This window comes from Micromonospora sp. NPDC005205, from assembly GCF_040608275.1.
Classification (GTDB): Bacteria; Actinomycetota; Actinomycetes; order Mycobacteriales; family Micromonosporaceae; genus Micromonospora.
Genome location: NZ_JBEXHV010000002.1, coordinates 415614 through 437513, shown reverse-complemented (window position 1 = coordinate 437513; position 21900 = coordinate 415614). Strand labels below are relative to the sequence as shown.

Here is a 21900-nt window from a genome sequence, read left to right as displayed (position 1 = left end):
GGTGAGCGGGCTCTGGGCGGACCTCGCCGACCTGGTGCTGCCCGCCGACTGCGCCGGTTGTCGGGAGCGCCGACCCGGCCTGCGGCACGGGGTCTGCCCAGCCTGTGTCGTGGCGCTGGGTGCATTGCGGCCACGGGCGGTCCGTCCCACCCCCGCTCCGCCGGGCCTGCCGTCCTGCGTCGCCCTCGGCCCGTACGCGGGTCCGCTGCGCGAGGCCCTGCTGGCGTACAAGGAACACGGCCGACACGGGCTTGCTCGTCCGCTCGGCGCGCTGCTCGCCGAGGTCGTCGCGGCGGCCGTCGGTGGGGCCCGTCCGCTGGCGTTGGTTCCGGTCCCGGACACCGCGGCGGCGGCCCGGTCCCGCTACGGGGACCACCTCGACCGGCTGGCCCGGCACTGCGCGGCCCGGCTCAACCGGAGCGGTTGGGCGGTGCGGGTGCACCGTCCGCTGCGGGCGTCACCCCGGCCCGACTCGGTCACCCTGGACAGCGCCGCGCGCGCGGCGGCGGCCGAGGCGGCCTTCCAGCCCCGCCCGACGGGGCCGCTCCAGGGGCGTGCCGGGGGCCCGGCGCCGGTCGTGGTGCTGCTCGACGACATCGTCACCACCGGCGTGACCCTCGCCGCCGCGAGCCGGGTGCTGACCGCGACAGGATGGGCACCGGGTGTTGCGGCGGTGCTCGCGGCGACCGAGAAAAGGCACCAGTCGTAACCCATAGTGTTTCCGTTTCACCCGTTGGTGTATGAGCTGCGAAAAATCCTGGGTCGTCTCGGCAACATGGGGTGACTGCCGGGCAAACAAGAGTTAGCGTTTCGCTGTCGGGGGTAGGAGGTCGTTCCCACCACTCTCGGCGGTGAGAGGAGGCGTAGCCGTACCAACCGGTCGACGCCAGCGGGTCTCCCCACGGCGCGCGGCCGGGCAACCGGATCGAAGACCGTCCGAAAAAGGGAGGTCACGTGGACATCGTGGTCAAGGGCCGAAACGTCGAAGTGCCGGACCATTACCGGGTACACGTAGCCGAGAAACTCGCGAAGATCGAACGCTACGACCACAAACTTATTCGCGTTGATGTCGAGCTGTTTCACGAGCGCAATCCGCGCCAGGCCGACCACTGCCAGCGGGTGGAGATCACCTGCGTTTCCCGGGGCCCGGTCATGCGGGCCGAAGCCTGCACGAACGACTTCTACAGCGCGCTCGACGCGGCCATCGCGAAGCTCGACACCCGGCTGCGCCGCGCGGCCGACCGTCGCCGCGTACACCGGGGTCGGCACGCGCCGATCTCCGTCGCCGAGGCCACCGCTGGCCTGCCGGTCGCGGACCTGGTGCCCAACGCGCTCAGCGCGCCGAGCGATGGCGCCCGCGCCGGCACCGCCGTTGCCGAACGGGTCGAAGAGGAGCACGACGACCAGCCGTGGCACATCGCCCGGGAGAAGGTCCACCCGGCCGAGCCGATGACCATCGACGACGCGTTGTTCGAGATGGAACTGGTCGGCCACGACTTCTACCTTTTCCAGGACAAGGAGTCCGGCCGCCCCAGCGTCGTCTACCGGCGCCACGCGTACGACTACGGCATCATCTCCCTCGCCACCTGACCGGCAGCTCGTGGGGTTGTGGTGGGGTGCCCCACCACAACCCCGCGACACCGGTCAGCGAAGGTCGGCGGGCAGCAACGCGAAGGTCAGGTCGTCCAGGCGGGCGCCGGCCAGTCCGGGCAGTCGGCCGCGCTGAACCGCCTCGCGGCGAAAACCGACCCGCTCCAGCACCCGGTGCGACGCGGTGTTGTCCGGCACCGTTCCGGCCGACAGCCGGGCGATACCGACCGAGCCGAACGCCCAGCCCGCGAGCAACCGGACTGCCCTCGTCGCGTACCCCCGGCCGCGCCAGTCCGGCAGCAACGCGTAGCCGACCGACGCCTCACCGGCGGCCACGTCGGTGTACGACAAGCCGCAACTGCCCACGGGCTCGCCGCTGGTCACGTCAGTGATCATCAGCCTGGCGATCTCGCCGGTCAGCCAGCTGCTCTGCGCGAGACGACAACGCCGCTCCATCGCCTCGCGGGTCGGCGGCACCGGCGGCGCCTGGTTCGCCACCACCTCGGGTCGGCTGTGCAACCGGTACATCAGCGCCGCGTCGTCCGGCGCGAGAGGGCGCAGCGCCACCACCTGGTCGGTGAGCACCCCGCCGGGCAGGTCGGGCAGCAGCCGGGCGGTCGGGCCGGGCGGATCACCGGTGACGCGTACCCAGGCCAGCAGATCGTGCCGGCCCGCGTCGCGGGACGCACCGGCCGACCGGCGCAGACCCTCGTAGCGGAAGCCGGCGGCCAGCGCGACCCGTTGGCTCGGACCGTTCTCCGGTTCGGTGAGCAGTTCCAGCCGGGCCGCCCCGGCGGCGAACGCGTGCTCGCTCAGCACGCGGGTCGCCGCGGTGGCCAGCCCGCGACCGCGGGCCGCCGGCCGCATCCAGTAGCCGATCTCCAGCTGACCCCGGGCGGGCACCGGGTTGTTCAGCCCCACCGCGCCGAGCAGCCGATCGGTCGCGGGGTCCGCGACGGCGTACGCGGTGCCGCCGCCGGTCCAGGCCGCCGGGGCGCCGACGTCGATCCACCAGCGGGCGTCGGCCTCGGTGTACGGCGTCGGGAGGTTCGACACGAACCGCTGGGTCAGCGGGTCCGCGCAGCCGTCGACGACGTCGGCGCTGTCCTCCGGGCGGAAGGGGCGCAGCCGCACCCCGTGCGCCTCGACGACCGGCCGCAGACTCATCCCAGATCCTTCGCGAGAAGCGCCCCGACCCACACGTCCACCCGCTCGCCCCGGTGCTGCACGCCACCCCGGGCGGTCCCCTCGATCAGGAAGCCCGCCTTCTCCGCCGCTCGCCGGGAGGCGGTGTTGCCCACGTTCGCCCTCCACTCGATCCGCGCCAGACCCAACGTGCTGAAGCCCCAGGCGCTGAGCGCGACCAGCGCGGCGGGCAGGTAGCCCCGGCCCCGGGCCGCCGGCGCGGTCATGAAGCCGGTGTCGGCCACCAGCGGGTCGGTGGGGGAGAGCCGCAGGTCGAGCGTGCCCACGTACCGGTCGTCGGCGTCGGCGATCATGAAGCAGGCGGCGTCCCCCCGAGCCCAGGAGTCGCGGCCGTACGCCTGGTAGCCCTCCGCGTCGGCCCGGTCGTACGGGTCCGGCACCGTCGTCCAGCGGATGGTCTCCCGGTCCCGGCAGGTCTGCACCACCGCGTCCAGGTCCTTCTCCTCCATCGGCCGTAGCCGCAGCTCGCCGGCCCCGGTCCCGGCGAACAGGACGGGCTGCGGGCGGCCGAAGACGGCGGCCCGCCGGGCGGCGAGGGTGCCCGGCCCGGCCGGACCGGTCGACCCGGCGGCCGGCACCTCGCCGGGCAGCAGCGAGCCGATCCAGCCGTCCGCGCTTCCGGGCAGCAGCGCCGGGTCGGCCAGCCGCAACCTGCCGTCGATCCGGAAACCTGCCCGCAGGGCCACCAGCCGGGAGGCGTGGTTGCCCACCTCGGCCTGCCAGATGAGCCGACGAAGCCCGAGGGTGTCGAAGGACCAGCGGGCCACCGCCCGGGTGGCCCGGACCATCACGCCTCGACCACGCGCCCAGGGTGCCGTCCAGTAGCCGATCTCACCGGTGCCGTCCTCGCCGATCGAGGTGAGCCCGCTGGAACCCAGCAGCTCCCCGGTGTCCGGGTCGCAGACCGCGAACGGTGCCCCGGTGCCCTCGGCCCAGGCCTTCCGGCTCATCTCGGTGACAAATCCGTGGGCGTGTTCCGGCCGGTACGGGCGCGGTACGGTGGTCCAACGCTGAATGTCCGGGTCCTGGCAGGCTCGGTGCACGGCCTCGGCATCCGTCTCTCGCCAGGGCCGCAGCAGCACGCCGTCCTCGATGATCTCCACGAGCTCCACCCGTGCATCCTGCCGTAGCGTTCGCCGACGGCGTAACCGGATAACGTTTGGGGCGTGTGCAGGACGCGAGTTATGTCGGGTTCGGCGGGGTCGAGCACCGCCACCAGTGACCATCGCGCCGATGAAGCGCCTACGATGGTTCGAGACTGTCTAGGGGAGCGTTGATCCGTGTCGATTCTGGAAAAGGTCCTTAACGCGGGCGAGGGCCGCATGGTGCGCCGCCTCAAGGCGATCGCCAATGCCGTCAGCTCGATCGAGGACGACTACGTCAACCTCACCGACGAGGAACTGGCCGGCATGACCGAACAGTTCCGGGAGCGGCTCGACGAGGGTGAGACCCTCGACGACCTGCTGCCGGAGGCGTTCGCGGTTGCCCGTGAGGCGTCCGCCAGGGTGCTCGGCCAGCGCCCGTACGACGTCCAGGTGATGGGCGGCGCGGCGCTTCACTTCGGCAACATCGCCGAGATGAAGACCGGTGAGGGCAAGACGCTGACCTCGGTCATGGCCGTCTACCTCAACGCGCTCTCCGGCAAGGGCGTCCACGTGATCACGGTCAACGACTACCTCGCCCAGCGTGACGCGGCGTGGATGGGTCGGGTGCACGAGTTCCTCGGGCTGACCGTCGGCGTGGTGCTGCCCAACCGGCCGGCAAGTGAGCACAAGGCCGCGTACGAGTGCGACATCACCTACGGCACCAACAACGAGTTCGGCTTCGACTACCTGCGCGACAACATGGCCTGGTCGAAGGAAGAGCTGGTGCAGCGCGGGCACAACTTCGCGGTGGTCGACGAGGTCGACTCCATCCTGATCGACGAGGCCCGCACCCCGCTGATCATCTCCGGCCCGGCCGAGCACTCCGCCCGCTGGTACGGCGAGTTCGCCGGTGTGGTGGCCCGGCTCCAGGCCGGCACCGACGGCGAGGGCGACTACGAGGTCGACCACTCCAAGCGCACCATCGCGGTGACCGAGCGGGGTGTCGCCAAGGTCGAGGACCGGCTCGGCATCGACAACCTGTACGAGTCGGTGAACACCCCGCTGGTCGGCTACCTCAACAACGCCATCAAGGCCAAGGAGCTCTACAAGCGCGACAAGGACTACATCGTCAGCGACGGTGAGGTCCTGATCGTCGACGAGTTCACCGGTCGCATCCTGCATGGCCGTCGCTACAACGAGGGCATGCACCAGGCGATCGAGGCCAAGGAGGGGGTGGAGATCAAGCAGGAGAACCAGACCCTGGCCACCATCACCCTCCAGAACTACTTCCGCCTCTACGAGAAGCTGTCCGGGATGACCGGTACGGCGCAGACCGAGGCGAGCGAGTTCAACAAGGTCTACAAGGTCGGCGTCGTGACCATTCCGACCCACCGCCCGATGGTTCGCGAGGACCGGCCGGACGTCATCTACAAGACCGAGAAGGCCAAGTTCAACGCCGTCATCGAGGACATCGCCGAGCGGCACCAGATGGGCCAGCCGGTGCTGGTGGGCACCGTCTCGGTGGAAAACTCCGAGATCCTCTCCCAGCTGCTGCGCCGCCGTGGCATCCCGCACAACGTGCTGAACGCCAAGTTCCACGCCCGGGAGGCCGAGATCGTCGCCCAGGCCGGGCGTAAGGGCGCGGTCACCGTGGCGACCAACATGGCCGGCCGCGGCACCGACATCCTGCTCGGCGGCAACCCCGAGTTCCTCGCCGCGAACGAGCTGCGCCAGCGCGGCCTCGACCCGCTGGAGAACGAGGAAGAGTACGCCAAGGCGATGGAGGAGGTCCTTCCGACCTGGAAGCAGGCCTGCGACGCCGAGGCGGAAGAGGTCTCGGCCGCCGGCGGCCTCTACGTGCTGGGCACCGAGCGGCACGAGTCCCGGCGGATCGACAACCAGCTGCGTGGTCGTGCCGGCCGGCAGGGCGACCCGGGCGAGTCCCGTTTCTACCTGTCCCTTCAGGACGAGCTGATGCGGCGCTTCCGGGCCGGAGCGGTCGAGGCGGTGATGGAGCGCTTCAACATCCCGGAGGACGTGCCCATCGAGTCGAAGATGGTCACCCGGCAGATCAAGAGCGCCCAGGCCCAGATCGAGGGTCAGAACGCCGAGATCCGCAAGAACGTGCTCAAGTACGACGAGGTGCTCAACAAGCAGCGCCAGGTCGTCTACGCCGAGCGGCTCCGGGTGCTCAACGGTGAAGACCTCTCCGACCAGGTCCGCAACATGATCGACGACACCGTCGAGGCGTACGTGCGGGGCGCCACCTCGGACGGCTACGGCGAAGACTGGGACCTCGATCAGCTCTGGTCCAGCCTCAAGCAGCTCTACCCGGTCGGCGTGACGATCGAGGAGTTGGAAGAGGAGGCCGGTGGCTCCCGGGCCGGCATGGACGCCGACTTCCTGGTCGCCCGCCTCAAGGACGACGCCAACGCCGCGTACGACCGGCGTGAGGAGCAGCTCGGCACCGAGGGGGTGCGCCAGCTCGAGCGGATGGTGCTGCTCCAGGTCATCGACCGCAAGTGGCGCGAGCACCTCTACGAGATGGACTACCTCCAGGAGGGCATCAACCTCCGGGCGTACGCCCAGCGCGACCCGGTGGTGGAATACCAGCGCGAAGGCTTCGACATGTTCGCCACCATGATGGAGGGCATCAAGGAGGAGACAGTCGGTTTCCTCTACAACGTCGACGTCCAGGTGACCGAACCGGAGCCGGAGGAGGGGGCCGACGAGGTCACCCTGCTCGACAAGCCGGTGGAGATCCGGGCCAAGGGCCTCAACCAGGCGCCGCGGCGGCAGGGCCTGCAATACTCCGCCCCCACCATCGACGGTGAGGCCAGCCCGGGTGCGGTCGCCGTGGAGCAGGCCGAACAGCAGGCACCGGCGCTCGGTGTGGGACGACCGGCTCCGGGTGCTCCGGCGGCACCGGGGCGGAGCGCGCCGTCCGCGCCGCAGCGGCCGGCCTCCGGGCTGCGTGGGCCGGCTGTTCCGTCGGCTGCTGCCCGTCGGCCGGCACCGAACCAGGCGGAGGCGAGCAACGGCCCGTCCCGCAACGCGCCGTGCCCGTGCGGCTCGGGTCGCAAGTACAAGCGCTGCCACGGCGCGCCCAACGGCGGCAACTGACCAACAGCAGCTGCACCGACAGCGTCTGACCGACGGGTCCCGGCCGACCAGGCCGGGGCCCGTCGGTGTTCTTGCGAGCCTCGCGACCGACCGGGGCAGGCGGGTCAGAGCACGTGCAGGGCGACACAGAGCCAGCGGCCCCGGCGATGTTCGAGGCGCAGGGCCATCGCCCAACTTCGGCCGCCCGCGCCGGTGAGGACGGCTGCCGCCTCCACTGCGGTCTCCCGGGGCTCACAGACCCGCAGGCGTAGCAGCCGGACGAGTGGTCGGCCGCTACGGCGGCGGGATGTCCCGGCCCGGCCGGATGCGCGGGCGAGCTCGGTCAGCAGGTCGCCCGCTCGGGCCGGGTCGAGCAGCGCTCGCACCTGGGCCGGCGAACGGTAGCCGTTGACCACCTCCAGGCAGGTGCCGACGAAGCGGTGCGCGGCCCGGGTGGTTTCCGGTGCGGTCGACGGCGGCAACGACGCGACCGGGTGGGTGGTGGACCGGCTGGGCACCGGGCGCAGGGCTGCTCGCCGCTCCGCCGGCCGGACCGGGCTGGGCCGGGTGGAGGCGAACAGGTCGAGGGCGAGTTGACCGTCGGTCGGCCCTGGCCAGTACGACCCGTCGCTCTCGTCCACGTAGGGCGGGTCGAAGGGCGGAACGGGGCGTAGCCGCACTGGGGGTCGGGAAGGACCGGGTCGCGTTCCGCTCATCAGGACCCCTTTGATCTTGCGTTTGCCTACGTTTGCCTCCGACAAGCTCGATTCTGGGTGACAGAATGGCCTCGGTCAATGGCTTCGTGGCGGCCCCGACCCGACAAAGGGCATGATCCACTCGGGTTCCTTGATAACGCGGTGTCCCAGCTGCCCTAACGCCCCGACTTCCGTGAATCCGAGTGGATCATGCTCTCGACGGGGCTCGGCGGGCTCGGCGGGCTCGGCGGGCTCAGCTCGCGGGATGGACGGGCGGGCTTGGGCTCTGCTACTCGGGGTCGCGGTCGACCAGCGGGTTGCTCTGCACCCAGTCTGCCGTTTCATCGTATTTGCGCGCTATGTACTCCTCCAGCCGGGTGCGCTCTACGCGCCACTGGCCGCGCCCGCCGATCTTGATTGCCGGCAGTTCACCGCTGCGCACCATGTGGTAGACCTGCGAGTCCGACACGTTGAGCTCGGCGGCCACGTCGGAGAGCAGCAGGAACCTGGGTTCCACAGAAACTCCCGGGGTTGATGTCGTTTGGCTCAGTTTGCCACCGACAGACCCCGCCGCCCAGCGCCGCACCGGTTCGGTGGCCGACCAACCCCGCGGGGGACACACCGGCGGGAAACTTCCTCCGGCCGGAGGCGGGGTGTATGACGGTCACGGCGTGCGGCATGATCTGCGCCCGTGCCGGCGGCCGCCGGTGGAGGACGACGCGGGGAGACGACCGGTGACCGACGAGCTTGTCCGGGTGTACGTGCCGGCGACCGTACCGATGCTGGCTCGGCTTCGCGAGGAGGGGCTGGCCGCCGACCAGGCGCACGCCGTGACTCCGGCGCTTCGTGAGTGGTACGCCGAGGGTGACGAGGAGGAGTTGGAGTACGTCGCCTTCACCCGCGCAGCCCAGGACGCCCTGCACCTGCTCCGGGCCGATCCGACCGCTCCCCGGCGTCGCGTCGTCGTCTCGGTCGACCTGCCGTCGGCGGCGGTCGGGCGCGCTGACGGTGAGCTCGGCTCCAGCACTGTGACGTTGGCCGACGCCGTGCCGGTGGGTGCCGTCGCGGCCATCCACGTGGATGGCGAGGACGCGGCCGAGGAGGTCGGCGCTGCTGCCGACGTGGTGGCTGAGGCGGCGGCTGGTGACCCGGACGCCCAGTTCACCGTGGACGGCGCCGAGGACCACGAGCTGGAGTGGTATGACGTGACGGAGCTGGACCAGGTTCTCCACGCCACCGACTGACCGGGAAAACCGGCCCAGACCGCCCGAGCCGCCCCCGGCCCCCCGCGGTGCGCGCCCCCGCGCCGATCATGGAGTTGTGGTGGTAGACACAAGCCGCACAGGCGGGTGAACCGCCCACCACAACTCCTTGATCGACCGGGGAGAGGGCGGCTGCGTCGGGGCGGGCTCAGCGCGTTGGGTCGGCCTTTGCCGGGTTGGCTTCGGAGGTGTCAGGTGCGTCGGACGTCTCGGCCGGGTCGGCGTCGAACGCCTTGGCGTAGCCCGGCTTGTCGTCGGCCGGGTCGACCTGGTTCGCGACGGGGTTCGGGTCGCTGGCGGGTTCGTCGTCGTCGCTGTGGGCCGGGCTGAGCGTGCGGCCGAACGCGATGAGCGCGGTCAGCGCCCCCACGAAGAGCACCCAGATGCCGTTGTCGACCCGCGAGGTGCCCAGCGAGGTCTGGGCTACCGCGTCGGCCTCACTGAGCGCGCTGGCGAGGTCGAGCAGCGACCGGCCGCCAACCCTGATGATCACTTCGGCGAGCAGCAGGAGGAGCCCCGGGCCGGCGCCGGCAAGCAGGTACGCCGGCCAGCGCAGCGCGGGTGCCCCGGGATCGCGGCGGACGGCTCGACGCCGCGCCCACGTCAGGTAGCCGAAGGCCAGTAGCCCGGCGAGCAGCCCGGCGACGAGCGATTCGGTGCGGGACACCCACTTGGCTGCGTTGATCAGCGACTCCTGGCTGTCGCCGGAGCCGAAGAGGTCGAACAGCGGGTCCCGGGCGCGGCTGAACGCGACCACGAAGATCAGCGTGCCCAGCGCGGCGGTGACCACAGCACCGATCGCCGGGGCGGTCCGCGCGCCGGCCAGCGCGCCCCCGATGATCGCCGCGGCCGCCGTGGTGCCGGCGATCACGTTGGTGGTGGACGTGTCGAAGTAGGTCAGGTTGATGGCCACCGCGGCGGCGAGCCCGACCAGCATTCCGCCGCCGATCGCCCCGGCGAAGCGCAGGGTGGCCCAGTCGCCGTACCGGCGGGCCAGCAGGTTGCCGGCGGCCAGCGCGACGGCGGCCCCGGCCACCAGCGCGGCCGAGATCACGCCGGGCAGGGCGAACGCGGAGAGGCTGATCGCGGTGACCCCGGCCGCCGCCGAGGTGATGGCCTCCCGGGTGGACCAGAGCATGGCGGCCAGCCAGCCGAGCGCCAGCAGCGCGAGCACTGCGGCGCCGGGGGCGGGCAGCGGCCGACTGCCGGCGCTGGCCGCGTCGACCGCCGGCTCGTCCGACTCAGCGGCCGGGACGCGGCCGGGCTGCTTGACCGCGGGGACGCGGCCGGGCTGCTTGGTCATCGTTTCCCCTTCGAGGCGGCAGGTCACCGACCATTCAGGGTACGCGGGCCCGCTGGGCTGCCTGTCGCCCCGGGACAGCGGGACGGATCGAGGCCGGTAGGTAAGGGGAGGAGGGGTGGGGCGGTCCTTGGCGCGGGGCGGTGGCGGAAGTGGGTCGCGCGGCTCGTCGTGGGAGAATCACGGGAGGTCCCGCCGCTGCTCGGCTTCCCGTGCGGCGTCCGGTGTCCGGCCATCCGGTCGGCGCCCGCGGGTCCGGTTTCGCCACTGCTGTCGAGATCGCCAGGAGCCTTGATGGATGCCGTGTTCTCCGTTCCCGAGCCGCGCAACGAGCCGGTTCGCAACTACGAGCCGGGCAGCCCCGACCGGGACCGGCTCCAGCGGCGGCTGACCGAGCTCGCCGCCGAGCGCATCGACCTGCCGATGACCATCGGCGGTGAGCAGCGGATGGCCGGCGGTGACCCGATCAACGTGGTGCAGCCGCACAAGCACGCCCACGTGCTGGGGGTGACCGGGCACGCCACCCACGACGACGCGCGCGCCGCGACCAGGGCGGCCAAGGACGCCGCGCCGATGTGGCGGGCGCTGCCCTTCGAGGAGCGCGCCGCGATCTTCCTGCGTGCCGCCGAGCTGCTCGCCGGTCCCTGGCGGGACACGCTCAACGCCGCCACCATGCTCGGTCAGTCGAAGACCGCGATCCAGGCGGAGATCGACGCGGCGTGCGAGTTCATCGACTTCCTGCGGTTCAACGTGCACTTCGCGCGTCGCCTGCTCGAGGAGCAGCCGGCGTCCTCGCCCGGCGTCTGGAACCGCTTCGACCACCGCCCGCTGGAGGGCTTCGTCTACGCGGTCACCCCGTTCAACTTCACCGCCATCGCCGGCAACCTGCCGTCGGCGCCGGCCCTGCTGGGCAACACCGTGGTCTGGAAGCCGGGCCCGACCCAGCAGTTCGCCGCGCACTTCACGATGCGGCTGTTCGAGGCCGCCGGCCTGCCGCCCGGCGTGATCAACATGGTCACCGGTCGGGGCGAGGAGGTCTCCGATGTCGTGCTCGCCGACCCGGATCTGGCCGGCATCCACTTCACCGGTTCGACGAAGGTCTTCCAGCAGTTGTGGCGGACCGTGGGCGACAACATCTCCCGCTACCGGGGCTACCCGCGCCTGGTCGGCGAGACCGGCGGCAAGGACTTCGTCGTCGCGCACACCAGCGCCGACGTGGACGCTCTGCACACCGCGCTGATCCGTGGCGCGTACGAGTACCAGGGCCAGAAGTGCTCGGCGGCCTCGCGGGCGTACGTGCCGCGCTCGATCTGGGAGGGCGGGCTGCGGGACCGGCTGGCCGCCACTGCCGACTCGCTGACCTACGGTGACGTGGCCGACTTCGGCAACTTCGGCGGTGCGGTCATCGACGACAAGGCGTTCGCCCGGCACACCGCCGCGCTGGAGCTGATCGCCGGTGACGACAGCTGCCGGGTGCTGGCCGGTGGCACCGCCGACGACTCGGTCGGCTACTTCGTGCGACCGACGCTCTTCGAGTGCGGCGACGCCGCTCACGAGACCTTCACCACCGAGTACTTCGGGCCGATCCTGGGCGTGCACGTGTTCGACGACGCCCGCTTCGACGAGGTCGTCGCGCAGGCGGAGTCGATCGCCCCGTACGCGTTGACCGGCTCGGTGTTCGCCACCGACCGCCGGGTCGTCGAGTCGGTCGGCGAGCGGATGCGGTACGCGGCCGGCAACTTCTACATCAACGACAAGCCGACCGGCGCGGTGGTCGGGCAGCAGCCCTTCGGTGGCGCCCGCGCCAGCGGCACCAACGACAAGGCCGGCTCCTGGCTGAACCTGGTCCGCTGGGTCTCCCCGCGGACGATCAAGGAGACCTTCGTGCCGCCGACCGACCACACGTACCCCCACATGGGCTGACCGGCGACGACCCGCCGGCGGCGCGTGGGCGTCGCCGGCGGGATGCCCCGAATGTGGCAATCCATCGATAGTCCTCAACGGACAGTCTGCCGCCGACAGTGCACTTAGGAAGTCCTGTCGGGTGGCAAACCGGCAAATCCTGGACGCCGGGTGCGCAAAGTGGCAGCGTAGTGGCCATGGCGGATTCCGGAGTCAACCCTACGGCGGCGGCCCTTCTCGGCCTCCTCCACGAGGGCCCGATGACAGGCGGTCAGTTGATGGCCGCCGCTGAGCGCCGTCTGGCGCCGTACTGGTCGATGACCCGCAGTCAGGTGTACCGCGAGTTGCCGGTGCTGGCTGAGCGGGGTTACGTGCGGCTCGGCAAGCCGGGCCCGCGGATGAGTCAGCCCTACGCACTCACCGCCAGCGGAAAACGGACGTTTTCCCGCTGGCTCGCGGAGAACCCGGGGCGGGACACCATCCGCAACCCGATAGCGCTCCGGATGGCGTTCGGCAACCTGCACTCCGCCAGCCAGCTGAAGGGCCTGTACGCCTCGGCCAACGAATACCACACCGAGGCCCTCGCCCAGGTGCGGGAGCAGGTGAAGAACGCCAAACGGGACGGCGAGACGTACGACGCCAGCGCGCTGGAGTTCGCCGTCGCCTACCACCGCGCGGCCCTGTCGTGGTTGAAGTCCGCCCCCGTCGGGTGATGGTCGGCGGGTTCGCGCATAGGGAACGAGCTGCTCCGCTACCGACGCAGTACGCTTGTCTGTCGTGACCGCTGCCGATTACGCCGAACAGCTCAAGGAACTCGACGCGACCCTGCGAAACATCGAGGCCGTCCTCAACCTCGACCGGCTCCACGAGGACAAGGCCCGCCTGGAGCAGGAGGCCTCCGCCCCCGATCTGTGGGACGACCAGGCCAAGGCCCAGCAGGTGACCTCGCAGCTGTCGTACGTCAACGGCGAGATCAGCAAGCTGGGCAGCCTACGTTCCGGTCTCGACGACGCCCAGGTGCTGCTGGAGCTGGCCGAGGCCGAGGCCGACCCGGGTGTGCTGACCGAGGTCGAGTCGGAGATCACCGGGCTGACCAAGGCCATCCAGGAGATGGAGGTCCGCACCCTGCTCTCCGGCGAGTACGACTCCCGGGAGGCGCTGGTCGCCATCCGGGCCGGCGCGGGTGGCGTGGACGCCGCGGACTTCGCCGAGATGCTGCTGCGGATGTACCTGCGCTGGGCGGAGCGGCACGGCTACCCCACCGAGGTCTACGAGACGTCGTACGCCGAGGAGGCGGGCCTGAAGTCGGCCACCTTCGCGGTCAAGGTGCCGTACGCGTACGGCACGCTCAGCGTCGAGTCGGGCACGCACCGGCTGGTCCGGATCAGCCCGTTCGACAACCAGGGCCGTCGGCAGACCAGCTTCGCGGGTGTCGAGGTTCTGCCGGTCACCGAGCAGACCGACCACATCGACATCCCGGAGAACGAGATTCGGGTCGATGTCTACCGCTCCTCCGGGCCGGGTGGGCAGAGCGTCAACACCACCGACTCGGCGGTGCGCCTGACGCACATTCCGACGGGCATCGTGGTGACGTGCCAGAACGAGAAGTCCCAGTTGCAGAACAAGGCCTCCGCGCTGCGGGTGCTCCAGGCCCGGCTCCTGGAGCGCAAGCGCCAGGAGGAGGAAGAGAAGATGGCCGGCCTCAAGAGCGGCGGCACGAGCTCGTGGGGCGACCAGATGCGCTCCTACGTCCTGCACCCGTATCAGATGGTGAAGGATCTCCGAACCGAGCAGGAGACCGGCAATCCGAGCGGGGTCTTCGACGGCGACCTCGACGATTTCATCGAGGCCGGCATCCGTTGGCGCAAGCAGCGTCAACTCGCCAACGACGCTGCGTGACGGCTCGCGGGCGGAGCGCGTCATCGATCTCCAGGTAGAGGCCTGATTCGACGACGCGCGCCGGATCTGTGGGGCGTGGGGCTTGGCTCAGTTGTTACACCGCGTAGACTCACCACCCGTGATTCAGCTTGAGCAAGTGACGAAGACGTACCCGAAGGCGTCCCGGCCTTCGCTCGACAACGTGTCCGTCTCGATCGAGAAGGGCGAGTTCGTCTTCTTCATCGGTCCATCCGGCTCCGGCAAGTCCACGATCATCAAAATGCTGCTGCACGAGGTGGCCCCCAACAAGGGGCGCGTCGTCGTCAACGGCAAGGACGTCACGTCGATGCGATCCTGGAAGCGACCCCACTTCCGGCGTTCGATCGGCTGCGTCTTCCAGGACTTCCGGTTGCTGCCCAACCGCACCGCCTACGAGAACGTGGCGTTCGCCCTTGAGGTGATCGGTAAGACGAAGGCGGTTGCCCGCCGGGTCGTGCCGGAGGTGCTGGAGCTGGTCGGGCTCGGTGGCAAGGAGCATCGCTACCCGCACGAGCTCTCCGGTGGTGAGCAGCAGCGGGTCGCCGTCGCCCGGGCGTTCGTGAACCGTCCGCTGATCCTGCTGGCGGACGAGCCCACCGGAAACCTGGACCCGGACACCTCGATCGAGATCATGCGTCTGCTGGACCGGATCAATCGCACCGGCACGACCGTCGTGATGGTCACCCACGACTCCAACATCGTGAACCAGATGCGCCGCCGCGTCGTTGAGATTGAGAGCGGTCGCATCGTGCGTGACCAGGCCCGCGGCGTCTACGGGTGAGCCGGCGCTCCACCCCTGCGCAGCCTGACGACGAACACCTCATGCCGGAGACCCGGAGGAAATCCCGATGCGCGTGAAATACGTCCTGTCCGAGGTACTGGTCGGACTGTGGCGCAACGTGACCATGTCCATCGCGATGATCATCACGATGGCGGTCTCGCTGACCATGCTCGGCGCCAGCGGTCTGATGTACCGCCAGGTCGACGACATGAAGGACCTCTACTACAAGAACATCCAGGTCTCGATCTTCATGGAGCAGGAGGTGAGCGAGCAGCAGCGCACCGACCTGCAGACCAAGCTCGACGGCGACCCCCTGGTCAAGGAGGTCATCTACGTCGACAAGGCCCAGGCGTACGAGCGCTTCAAGTCGATGTACCAGGACGCGCCGGATCTGGTCAACGCGGTCAAGCCGGACCAGCTGCCCGAGTCTTTCCGACTCACACTGAACAATCCGGAGCAGTACAAGAACGTCTACGACCAGTACAAGGACACGGAGGGTGTCGAGGAGATCGTCGACCAGAGTCGACTGCTCGACAAGATCTTCAACATCCTCACCGCGATCCAGAACATCGCCCTGGCCGCTGCCATCGTGATGGCGGTCGCCGCCCTGCTGCTGGTCGCGAACACCATTCAGGTGGCCGCGTACAGCAAGCGGCGTGAGGTGGCGGTCATGAAGCTGGTCGGCGCGTCCAACTGGTTCATCCAGGCGCCGTTCGTGCTGGAGGCCGTGGTGGCCGGCCTGATCGGTTCACTCCTCGGTCTGGTGGCCCTGGTCGCGGCGAAGTATCTGCTCTTCGACGGGTCGCTGAGCGCGTTGCAGGGTCTGCTCTCGCCGATCACCTGGGGCGACATCCTGTTCATCTTCCCGCTGATGGCCGGCGTCGGTGGTCTGGTCAGCGCGGGCACCGCCTGGATCACCCTGCGCTTCTACCTGCGGGTCTAGGCACCGTACGGGTCGTCCCGTGGTCTCCCGAGGACCCTCCCCCAGCCGGAAATAAACGGCGCGGGAGGGTCCTTGTCATTCGGGTAGCATGATCGGTTGTCCGGCCGGGGTGAGCCCGGCCGCGGACGCCAGGAGAGGGGGTGGCACCGATGCCACGGGAAAAGGGGCGCAAGGTGGTCGCCTCCAACAAGAAGGCGCGCCACGACTACGCCATCTTCGACACGTACGAGGCGGGCATGGCGCTGACCGGCACCGAGGTCAAGTCGCTTCGGGCCGGGCGGGCGTCACTTGTCGACGCGTTCGCGCAGGAACGTGACGGCGAGTTGTTCCTGCACGCGATGCACATCCCGGAGTACACCCAGGGCACCTGGACCAACCATGAGCCCCGGCGTACCCGCAAGCTGCTGCTCAACCGGGGCGAGATCGACAAGCTCCTCGGCAGGACCCGCGAGGGCGGTTTCACCATCGTCCCGTTGCAGGTCTACTTCTCGGACGGCTGGGCCAAGGTCGAGATCGCCCTGGCCAAGGGCAAGAAGTCGTACGACAAGCGCCAGGATCTCGCCAAGCGCGACGCGGACCGGGAGATCGCCCGGGTTTCCGGTCGACGTGGCAAGGGAATGGACGACTAGTTCATCCTGTTTGTCCGGGTCGGCGTGCCGGCCTGGGGCTCGGGATGAAAGCTGTTGCGCAAGGCGTTAGTCTTGTCAGTGCCGCCACATCGGCGGCCTGTCGAGGGGGTGACTGGTTTCGACTTCGTACGCAGCGACAGGGGAAGCGAGCCGAGGAAGCCGACGTCGTCTCGAGAATCGGTCGTCGGAAACTTATAAGCGCCAAGCAAAATCGCGCTGACTTCGCTCTCGCCGCCTGAGGCGAGTAGCTAAGTCTGTCGGCCTGGGAACGCCTTCGTCCCAGTAGCCGGCATCAGCTAGGAGGCTGGCCAATCGGACCCGGTCGCGGGGTCCGTGCGGCGAGATTAATCAGCGACTGGGCCCGTCACACCAACTTGCTCGCGTGAGCGGTGGGGCCGAGTAGAGGCACAGCGAGCTGCGCTCGGAGAAGCCCTGACAAACCGGCGAAGGACCCGGGTTCGATTCCCGGCACCTCCACCACCTCGAACGAAGCGCCCCGGCCCACCAGCCGGGGCGCTTTGTTGTTCGCGGGGTCCTACGCTGCCTCCTGTGACCAACCAGGAGCTGCGCCTGTCGGTCGGCGCGTCGCCCGGCCAGCGCGTCGTGGCGGTGGTGTTCGGCGTCCTGCTCACGGCCGTCGGCGCGGCGTTCGTGGCACTGCCCCTCGTCGCCGATGGGCTGCTGCGCCGACTGACCGGCCGGGGTGACGCGTTCCCCTCCTATGAGGAGGCTCGCGACCTGCCACCGGGGCTGTTGCCGCCCGGGCTGCGCGACTCCGTCGACCCGAACCAGTCCGGTCCCAGCCCGTTTGTCGGCCTGTGTGGTCTGCCCTTTGTGCTGCTCGGCCTCTACCTGGTGCTGCGGGTGCTCCGTACGGCCGCCTGGCTGGACGGCAGCCGGGCTCGGGTACGCGGTGCGCTGCGCACCCGCTCCGTCGACCTCGCCACCGCCCGGATCGAGTCCGGTGCGGTGTCGTACCGAGAGCCGGGCGTTGACGACCCGGCCGGCGAACCGCAGGCGCGGGCCATCCTCGCGACCGACCCGGGGAGCGCCCGGGGGGTCACCATCCCACTGCGCGGCATGGGGCTGCCCGTCCTGCCGCCGTCCGAGCTGCGGGCGCTGGCCGAGGCGATCACGACGGGTCGACCGGGCGACGAGCCGGCCGGCGACGCGACCGCCGTGGCCGACCACCTGCGCCGGCTGGCAGAGCGCCCGTCGGCCGACTGAGGCGGTCGTACGTCCCAGGCGGCCGTTGCGGAAGGCTGGAGGCCAACAGCAGCGGGGCTGGTGGGGTTCCTGCGGTCAACGGGGCAGATGAGACGAGTCTGGGCCCTGGACAGGGTGGGCCTGGCAGCCTCACCATCGCGGTATGGGGTAGCAGAGTCGCCGTGCGGGAGGTGCCAATGGTCACCGGTCCGGTCCAGCAGCCGTCAGTCGTCGCCCAACCGCGCGTCGCGCATCCGGCGGGGCTCCCCGCCGATCCACATTCCCTCGGTCTTCCCGGCGTGCCGCGCCCGGCCGGCCTCGCCGGTGACGTGCACGCCCTCGGCCGGGCCGTCGCCGTCGCGAGCACCGAGCCGTGCTGGCGCGAGGAGGTGCTCCTTCGCCTGCGTCCGGTGCGCCACGGTTTCGCCGAGCACGTCCGGGTCACCGAAGGTCCCACCGGCCTCTACCGGGAGTTGCTCAGCCAGTCGCCACGACTGGACCACGGGGTGCGGCTGCTGACCCGGGAGCACGAGGCGATCGTCGCCGTGATCCTGGCGGTTCAGCAGATCGCCGAGCGGCCCGAGACGCGCCCCGATGAGTTGCGCCACCGGGCCGGGCACCTGCTGCGGCGGTTGGCCCGACATCGGCGGCGCGGCGCCGACCTGCTCTGGGAGGCGTACCAGACGGATCTGGGTGGCGAGACCTGAGTTCAGGTCGGGAACCGGCCGGTCGGCGGGGGCGTCGAACCGTGCATGAATCGGCTCGCCCTGCTGCTCGTACTCCCGTTGCTGCTCCTGACGGGCTGTGCCGCGACCGACGCCGGTCCGGCCGGCGGCCCGCCCAGCCGCACGGACGGGGCGGAGGCCTTCGCCCAGCGGGCCGCTCAGGTCGCCGAGGCGTGGCGGCCCGGCGTCGAGTGGCGCACGGGTTACGTGCCGTTGGAGGGGCCGACACTGCTCACCGGTGACCCGGGCTTCACCCCCGAGACCGAGGCGGCCTTTCGGGCCGGGTGGTACCGCGAGCAGGTCGGAATACCGCCCACCCGGGTCGGCGGCGAGATCCAGTTCCCGGACGGGCGGTTGACGCTGCCGTTGGTCAGTGCCGCCGAGGCGTACCGGCAGCTCGACCAGGGTGACCCACTGCCCTGCCCGGGGCGGCCGAAACGGCCCGGACGACCCACCCCCGGCGGCCCCACAGTCGAACCGGGACCCGACGGGTGGGCCACGAGCAGCACGCAGACCGCCTGCCTCCCGCTCACCGTCACCGCTGTCACGTTGGGTGCCGTGCCGGTGCGCACGAGCCGTGGCGTGGCGCAGGTCCCGGCCTGGCTGTTCACCATCAAGGAGCTGACCACGCCGGTGGTCCGGCTCGCCGTCGCGCCGACGGCGGTCACCCCCGTGCCCGAGCCGACCACGCCGGCCCGGCCCCTGCCGGACGGGTTGGTGGCGGCCCATGACCTGGCCACCGTCGACGGCGCCCGGTTGACAGTGCGCCTCGGCGTCGGCGCGTGCGACACCGGGATCACGCCGTTGGTGTGGGAACGGCCGGACGTCGTGGTGGTCGGTGGCGGCGTCACCCGGGCCACCGGCGAATGCATCGCCCTGCTGAAGGTGGAGCCGGTCACCGTGACCCTGGCGACACCGCTGGGCAGCCGACCGGTGCTGGACGTCCTCACCGGTGCCCCGCTCTCGATCGGACCGCGCTGACCCGGTTCAGAGGATGCTGGGCACTTCGGTGCTGATCGGTACCGGCACCACGGTGGGCCGGTCGGCGCGCAGCCCGGCGGAGAGCGCCGCGCCGAGCTGGTCGGCGGTCTGGACCACCTGCGTGGCGCAGCCGTAGCCGGCCGCGATCGCGACGATGTCCAACCCCGGCAGATCCAGGCCGGGCACCCCGGGAGTGTGCTTCAGCTCGGCGAACGCCTTGAGGATCGCGTACTGCTGGTTGACCGGGACGACGACCACCACCGGCAGTGCCAGGCGCGCGGCCGTCCAGAGCGCCTGCACCGAATAGTGGAAGGAGCCGTCGCCGATCACCGCCACCACCGGGCGACCGCGCCCGGTGTCCCGTTCGGCCAGTGCGATGCCGATGGCCGCCGGCAGGCCGTAGCCGAGGCCGCCGCTGGCCATCGTGAAGTACGACGCCGGGCGGGTGATCCGCAGCTGACGACGCAGCGCGGACAGATTGGATGGTGACTCCTGGATTAGCACGCCGTCGGACGGCCAGTGTGCCGCCAGTGCGGCGAACAGGGCGTCAGCGCTCAGCGGGGTGCTGATCTCCGGCGGCGCGAGCGCGTCCCGTCGCCTGGGTGCCGGCCGGTCGCTCGGCGGCACCCCTTCGACCAGCGCGGCCAGGGCCAGTCCCGGGTCGCTGAGCAGGCTGTCACCGACCGGTGCCCGCGCGGCCTCGTCGGGGTCGTCAGTGATGTGCAGCAGGCGGGCGCCGTCGGGCAGGTGCCCGCCCGGCACGTACGGGTAGTAGCGGAACACCTGGGCGCCGACGACCAGCACCGTGTCGTGCCCGCGCAGCGCCTCGGCGAGCGGACCGATCGCGTACGGCAGCACACCGCGAAAGTGCGGATGGTCCTCGGGGAACACCGACCGCTCGGTGGCGGGAGCCGACCAGACCGGCGCGGCGAGCCGCTCCGCCAGCGCGACCGCTGACGACCAGCTCCCGGAGCGGTCCACCCCCGGCCCGTACACGAGCACCGGGTTGCGGCTGCCGGCCAGCACCCGGACGAACTCCTCCAACCGCTGGGGGTCCGGCGCGAAGCGGGTGGCCACCGTTCGCGGCGCGGGCGGTGGGTCGGCCGGCTGGGCCCAGTCGTCCATCGGCAGGGAGAGGAAGACCGGCCCGGCCGGTGGTTGCACCGCAGTCGCGTACGCCCGCAGCATCGCGGCGGGGATATCCTGCGCCCGGGCCGGCTCGTAGGCCCACTTCACGTAGGGCTGCGGAAGTTCGGTGGGTCGGCGGCTGGCCAGCCGGGGTTCCAGGAGCAGCATCTCCCGGGTCTGCTGGCCGGCGGTGACGATCAGCGGGGTCTTGTTGTGCCAGGCGGTGACCAGGTTGCCCATGCCGTTGCCGGTGCCCGGCGCGGTGTGCAGGTTGACGTGGGCGGGCATCCCGGTGGCCTGGGCGTAGCCGTCGGCCATCGCGACGGCCGTCGCCTCGTGCAGCGCGTGGACGTAGTGGAAGTCGGCGGGGAAGTCTTGGAGGAACGGCTCCTCGGTGGAGCCGGGGTTGCCGAAGACAGTGGTCATACCGAGGGTGCGGAGCACGTCGTACGTCGCGTCCCGGACAGTTGCCATTCGCACCTGCCTCCGTCTCGCGGGCAGGGGCAACCGCGCTCGCCCTCCCGATCAGCCGAATCTATCGGGATGTGACGGACCTTTCGGGCGTTTCTCGGCCGTCGGTGGCCCCGATCGTTCGATCACCGGGAGCTCCGCCGCCGGGTGCGCCGGCCCTTCGTCTTAACTGTCCGATCACCCGCCGGTCAGACCTTAGCCAGCACCCAGCACGCAGGCTATGGTGCCAGGCATGGCGTTGACAGCGCGGCTGAACCCGATGCGGCGGGCGGATCCGGTCGATGACCGGCGCCCGGCGCGGGCTCACGGTTGACGGGTGTGTGGCATGCAGGGAGAGGGCCAGGCGATCGGCGGACGAGCGATGGAGTCGATGACCGGGCGGCTGCTGGTCGCGACTCCGGCGCTCAAGGATCCAAACTTCGACCGTACGGTGGTGATGCTGGTCGCTCACGAGCCTGGCGGCGCGCTCGGCGTGGTGCTGAACCGGGCCACCGAGGTGCCGGTGGCCGAGGTGCTCGGTGACTGGAGCGACCTGGCCCGCCACCCGGCGGTGCTCTTCGAGGGTGGCCCGGTGCAGCCCGACTCGGCCATCTGCCTCGCCCGGATGCGGCACCCGATGCGCCGGGTGAAGGGCTTCCACCAGGTTTCCGGAGCGGTCGGCACTATCGACCTCTCGGTCGACCCGGAGCGGCTGCGGGAGAGCATCGGCGGCATCCGGGTCTTCGCCGGCTACTCCGGCTGGGGCAGCGGCCAGTTGGAGCAGGAGATCGCCGACGGGTCCTGGTTCGTGCTGGACGGGCTGCCCGGTGACGCCTTCGTCGACCGGCCCGACGACCTGTGGCCGATGGTGCTGCGCCGACAGGGCGGGATGATGGCCGCCGTCGCGCACTTTCCGCCGGACGTGGCGCTCAACTGACCCGGCCTGGCGGGGGACCCCGCGAGATGACCATGCGGGCCGGTCTGTGTATAGTTTCCCA

At 70.6% G+C, this 21900-nt stretch carries 20 protein-coding genes and 1 other RNA gene; 15 read left to right on the top strand and 6 right to left on the bottom strand.

Going from position 1 to position 21900, the window contains the following annotated elements; translation table 11 throughout:
- Position 1 precedes the first annotated feature (1 nt).
- Both ABZU43_RS06720 and raiA read left to right on the top strand, forming a co-directional pair.
- Positions 2–709 carry a ComF family protein gene (locus ABZU43_RS06720; protein WP_355005558.1) on the top strand — a complete coding sequence of 236 codons (708 nt, stop codon included), beginning with the start codon at positions 2–4 and terminating at the stop codon, positions 707–709.
- A gap of 245 nt (positions 710–954) precedes the next feature.
- Positions 955–1590 carry a ribosome-associated translation inhibitor RaiA gene (raiA, locus tag ABZU43_RS06715; RefSeq protein WP_355005557.1) on the top strand — a complete coding sequence of 212 codons (636 nt, stop codon included), beginning with the start codon at positions 955–957 and terminating at the stop codon, positions 1588–1590.
- 54 nt (positions 1591–1644) lie between these two features.
- Here the strand turns inward: raiA and ABZU43_RS06710 are convergent, their stop codons facing one another.
- Positions 1645–2757 (bottom strand): GNAT family N-acetyltransferase, encoded by a 1113-nt coding sequence (locus tag ABZU43_RS06710; RefSeq protein ID WP_355005556.1) that lies wholly within the window; start codon positions 2755–2757, stop codon positions 1645–1647.
- Positions 2754–3908 carry a GNAT family N-acetyltransferase gene (locus ABZU43_RS06705; RefSeq protein WP_355005555.1) on the bottom strand — a complete coding sequence of 385 codons (1155 nt, stop codon included), beginning with the start codon at positions 3906–3908 and terminating at the stop codon, positions 2754–2756. Before ABZU43_RS06705 ends, ABZU43_RS06710 begins: the two co-directional genes overlap by 4 nt.
- Before the next feature lie 168 nt (positions 3909–4076).
- Between ABZU43_RS06705 and secA the strand changes: the two genes are divergently transcribed.
- On the top strand, positions 4077–7004 hold the full coding sequence (gene secA / locus ABZU43_RS06700; protein ID WP_355005554.1) for a preprotein translocase subunit SecA: 2928 nt from the start codon (positions 4077–4079) through the stop codon (positions 7002–7004).
- A gap of 104 nt (positions 7005–7108) precedes the next feature.
- Here the strand turns inward: secA and ABZU43_RS06695 are convergent, their stop codons facing one another.
- Complete coding sequence (locus ABZU43_RS06695; RefSeq protein ID WP_355005553.1) at positions 7109–7699, bottom strand: Rv3235 family protein; 591 nt, start codon at positions 7697–7699, stop codon at positions 7109–7111.
- 268 nt (positions 7700–7967) lie between these two features.
- A complete protein-coding gene (locus ABZU43_RS06690) occupies positions 7968–8195 on the bottom strand; it encodes a helix-turn-helix domain-containing protein (RefSeq protein ID WP_355005552.1) in 228 nt (75 codons plus the stop codon).
- Positions 8196–8412: 217 nt separating this feature from the next.
- On the opposite strand from ABZU43_RS06690, the gene ABZU43_RS06685 reads away from it, so the two are divergent.
- Positions 8413–8922, top strand: coding sequence for a hypothetical protein (locus ABZU43_RS06685; protein ID WP_355005551.1), 510 nt, complete (start codon positions 8413–8415; stop codon positions 8920–8922).
- A 166-nt stretch (positions 8923–9088) separates the two neighbouring features.
- Here the strand turns inward: ABZU43_RS06685 and ABZU43_RS06680 are convergent, their stop codons facing one another.
- Positions 9089–10243 carry a hypothetical protein gene (locus ABZU43_RS06680; protein WP_355005550.1) on the bottom strand — a complete coding sequence of 385 codons (1155 nt, stop codon included), beginning with the start codon at positions 10241–10243 and terminating at the stop codon, positions 9089–9091.
- A 291-nt stretch (positions 10244–10534) separates the two neighbouring features.
- On the opposite strand from ABZU43_RS06680, the gene pruA reads away from it, so the two are divergent.
- The 10 genes from pruA to ABZU43_RS06630 all read left to right on the top strand — a co-directional run bounded on the left by pruA (position 10535) and on the right by ABZU43_RS06630 (position 19324).
- Positions 10535–12163: an L-glutamate gamma-semialdehyde dehydrogenase gene (pruA, locus tag ABZU43_RS06675; RefSeq protein ID WP_355005549.1), complete on the top strand. Its 1629-nt coding sequence runs from the start codon at positions 10535–10537 to the stop codon at positions 12161–12163.
- 176 nt (positions 12164–12339) lie between these two features.
- A complete protein-coding gene (locus tag ABZU43_RS06670) occupies positions 12340–12855 on the top strand; it encodes a PadR family transcriptional regulator (protein WP_238666587.1) in 516 nt (171 codons plus the stop codon).
- Between the two features lie 64 nt (positions 12856–12919).
- Positions 12920–14041 carry a peptide chain release factor 2 gene (prfB, locus tag ABZU43_RS06665; protein WP_355005548.1) on the top strand — a complete coding sequence of 374 codons (1122 nt, stop codon included), beginning with the start codon at positions 12920–12922 and terminating at the stop codon, positions 14039–14041.
- Between the two features lie 118 nt (positions 14042–14159).
- The gene (gene ftsE / locus ABZU43_RS06660; RefSeq protein ID WP_030331491.1) at positions 14160–14840 is read left to right on the top strand and encodes a cell division ATP-binding protein FtsE; all 681 of its coding nucleotides are present in this window, start codon (positions 14160–14162) and stop codon (positions 14838–14840) included.
- Positions 14841–14907: 67 nt separating this feature from the next.
- Positions 14908–15783, top strand: a complete 876-nt coding sequence (ftsX, locus tag ABZU43_RS06655) for a permease-like cell division protein FtsX (protein ID WP_112582377.1) — start codon at positions 14908–14910, stop codon at positions 15781–15783.
- A gap of 149 nt (positions 15784–15932) precedes the next feature.
- The gene (gene smpB / locus ABZU43_RS06650; RefSeq protein WP_124854050.1) at positions 15933–16412 is read left to right on the top strand and encodes an SsrA-binding protein SmpB; all 480 of its coding nucleotides are present in this window, start codon (positions 15933–15935) and stop codon (positions 16410–16412) included.
- Positions 16413–16516: 104 nt separating this feature from the next.
- Positions 16517–16892, top strand: a transfer-messenger RNA (tmRNA) gene (gene ssrA, locus ABZU43_RS06645).
- A gap of 69 nt (positions 16893–16961) precedes the next feature.
- Complete coding sequence (locus ABZU43_RS06640) at positions 16962–17639, top strand: hypothetical protein (protein WP_355005547.1); 678 nt, start codon at positions 16962–16964, stop codon at positions 17637–17639.
- Positions 17640–17800: 161 nt separating this feature from the next.
- On the top strand, positions 17801–18325 hold the full coding sequence (locus tag ABZU43_RS06635) for a hypothetical protein (RefSeq protein ID WP_355005546.1): 525 nt from the start codon (positions 17801–17803) through the stop codon (positions 18323–18325).
- Between the two features lie 45 nt (positions 18326–18370).
- Positions 18371–19324 carry a hypothetical protein gene (locus ABZU43_RS06630; RefSeq protein WP_355005545.1) on the top strand — a complete coding sequence of 318 codons (954 nt, stop codon included), beginning with the start codon at positions 18371–18373 and terminating at the stop codon, positions 19322–19324.
- Between the two features lie 6 nt (positions 19325–19330).
- On the opposite strand, the gene mdlC is transcribed toward ABZU43_RS06630, so the two are convergent.
- Positions 19331–20926 carry a benzoylformate decarboxylase gene (gene mdlC / locus ABZU43_RS06625; RefSeq protein ID WP_355005544.1) on the bottom strand — a complete coding sequence of 532 codons (1596 nt, stop codon included), beginning with the start codon at positions 20924–20926 and terminating at the stop codon, positions 19331–19333.
- 322 nt (positions 20927–21248) lie between these two features.
- Between mdlC and ABZU43_RS06620 the strand changes: the two genes are divergently transcribed.
- Complete coding sequence (locus ABZU43_RS06620; RefSeq protein ID WP_355005543.1) at positions 21249–21839, top strand: YqgE/AlgH family protein; 591 nt, start codon at positions 21249–21251, stop codon at positions 21837–21839.
- Positions 21840–21900: the final 61 nt, after the last annotated feature.

Bases quoted from the DNA above. Each gene is read 5' to 3' on its own strand.
- ABZU43_RS06710 (WP_355005556.1), bottom strand. From the start codon at position 2,757: ATGAGTCTGCGGCCGGTCGTCGAGGCGCACGGGGTGCGGCTGCGCCCC.
- ABZU43_RS06695 (WP_355005553.1), bottom strand. From the start codon at position 7,699: ATGAGCGGAACGCGACCCGGTCCTTCCCGACCCCCAGTGCGGCTACGC.
- ABZU43_RS06680 (WP_355005550.1), bottom strand. From the start codon at position 10,243: ATGACCAAGCAGCCCGGCCGCGTCCCCGCGGTCAAGCAGCCCGGCCGC.
- pruA (WP_355005549.1), top strand. From the start codon at position 10,535: ATGGATGCCGTGTTCTCCGTTCCCGAGCCGCGCAACGAGCCGGTTCGC.
- ABZU43_RS06670 (WP_238666587.1), top strand. From the start codon at position 12,340: ATGGCGGATTCCGGAGTCAACCCTACGGCGGCGGCCCTTCTCGGCCTC.
- ftsX (WP_112582377.1), top strand. From the start codon at position 14,908: ATGCGCGTGAAATACGTCCTGTCCGAGGTACTGGTCGGACTGTGGCGC.
- smpB (WP_124854050.1), top strand. From the start codon at position 15,933: ATGCCACGGGAAAAGGGGCGCAAGGTGGTCGCCTCCAACAAGAAGGCG.
- ABZU43_RS06630 (WP_355005545.1), top strand. From the start codon at position 18,371: ATGAATCGGCTCGCCCTGCTGCTCGTACTCCCGTTGCTGCTCCTGACG.
- mdlC (WP_355005544.1), bottom strand. From the start codon at position 20,926: ATGGCAACTGTCCGGGACGCGACGTACGACGTGCTCCGCACCCTCGGT.
- ABZU43_RS06620 (WP_355005543.1), top strand. From the start codon at position 21,249: ATGCAGGGAGAGGGCCAGGCGATCGGCGGACGAGCGATGGAGTCGATG.